This is a genomic window from Streptomyces sp. NPDC107562, assembly GCF_055657325.1.
The window spans coordinates 1-1,925 of record NZ_JBVKBE010000040.1; the positions used below are offsets into that span (position 1 = coordinate 1).

General features: G+C 69.5%; 1 protein-coding gene. It reads right to left on the reverse strand.

The window, feature by feature from the left end:
* Positions 1-1,925 (reverse strand): acyltransferase domain-containing protein (locus ACZ7LV_RS38950; RefSeq protein ID WP_471946091.1); only part of this gene is annotated, 1,925 nt, incomplete at both ends.

Below are 1,925 nucleotides of genomic sequence, written 5' to 3' on the forward strand. Positions count from 1 at the left end.
ACACGAGAACCAGCACCCCCCACACACTCCTGAAGCTCCTCCAGCACCCGGCCCACCACCGAACGCACAGAACCCCCCACACCCACATCCACCACCACACCCGAAGCACCATCACCAGCCCCGGCCCCACCAACCGCAGTGCTCCCAGCAGCCGCAACAGGCGACCACACCACCTCGAACAACCCACCACCCGCCACCACCGGCCCACCACCAGCAGCAGCCACCTGACCCGACGAAATCGCCCGCAACACCAGCGACTCCACCACCGCCACCGGCACACCCACACCATCAGCAACCCACAACGACACCCGATCCCGCGCCACATGCCGCACACACACCCGCAACACCGACGCACCCACCGCGAACAACGACACCCCCGACCACGAAAACGGGACGTACGCCGTCGCCTGCATCTCGGGGGAGTCATTGAGGCCGCTCGCTTGGAGGGCGGCGTCCAGCACGGCCGGGTGCAGGGCATACTGCTCCGCCTCGGCAACGGCGTGCTCGGGCAGCCGAATCTCGGCGTAGATGTCCTCGCCCTTGATCCATCCGGCCTTGAGCCCCTGGAAGCGCTCGCCGTAGACGAGGCCGGCATCCGCAAGGCGCTGGTAGAGGTTGTCGACGTCGAGTGCCTCCGCTCCGGCGGGCGGCCACTGCGCGAGCTCGAACCCGGCCGACGCCGGCGAGGGACTCAGCAGACCACTGGCGTGCCGCGTCCACGGCACATCCTCGTCCGCGTCCTCCCACCGCGAGTACACGGCGACACCTCGAAGACCGGACTCCGCCGGAGCTCCCACCACGACCTGGAGTCGGAGAGCACCGTGTTCGGGCACGACGAGGGGAGTCTCCTGGGTCAGTTCCTCGATACGCCCGCAGCCGACCTCGTCCCCTGCCCGCACCAGCAACTCGACGAAGCCGGTGCCCGGGAACACCACCGAAGACCCCACCCGGTGCTCACCGAGCCACGGGTGCGTCCGCAGCGACCAACGTCCAGTGAACACCACGCCGTCGACATCCGCCCGCCGCATGATCGCGCCGAGCAGCGGGTGCCCCGCAGGTGCCAGGCCCGCAGTAGCCACATCACCGACAGCCGAGGGAACCTCAAGCCAGTACCGCTCACGCTGGAAGGCATACGTGGGCAGCTCCACCAGACGTCCACCCGCAGTCAACGGCTCCCAACTCACGCCGATACCACGGACGGAGAGCCGGGCCAGGCCGGTCAGGAACTCCCGCACCTCGTCACGGTCCCGCCGCATCACCGGCACACACGCCACGTCCGCGTCCTCCGGCAGCACCTCACGGGCCATCCCGCTCAGCACACCGTCCGGACCCAGCTCCACGAACGACGACACACCCGCCCCGACAAGCGCCTCCACACCGGACCCGAAGCGCACCGCCTCCCGCACATGGCGCACCCAGTACTCCGGCACACACAACTCCCGCGCCGACGCCACCGCCCCCGTCACATTCGACACCACCGCAATCCGCGGAGCCTCGAACGACAGCCCCTCCACCACCGCAGCGAAATCCGCGAGCATCGGCTCCATCAACGGGGAGTGGAAGGCATGACTGACATCCAGTTGCCTGGTCTTGATGCCGCGCTCCCGCAGCGTCTCGACCACCGGCATCACCGCCGCCCTGTCACCGGACAGGACCACGGCGCGCGGCCCGTTCACCGCCGCGACGCCCGCACCCTCCACACCCTCCAGGAGTTCACGCACATCCGCCTCGGCGGCCTGGACCGCCACCATCACCCCGCCCTCAGGCAGCGCGTCCATCAACCGGCCACGAGCCGCAACCAGCGTCGCCGCGTCCTCAAGGGAAAGCACTCCCGCTACGTGGGCGGCGGCGATCTCGCCGACCGAGTGGCCCGCCACGAAGTCCGGGCGCACCCCGAACGACTCCACCAGCCGGAACAACGCCAC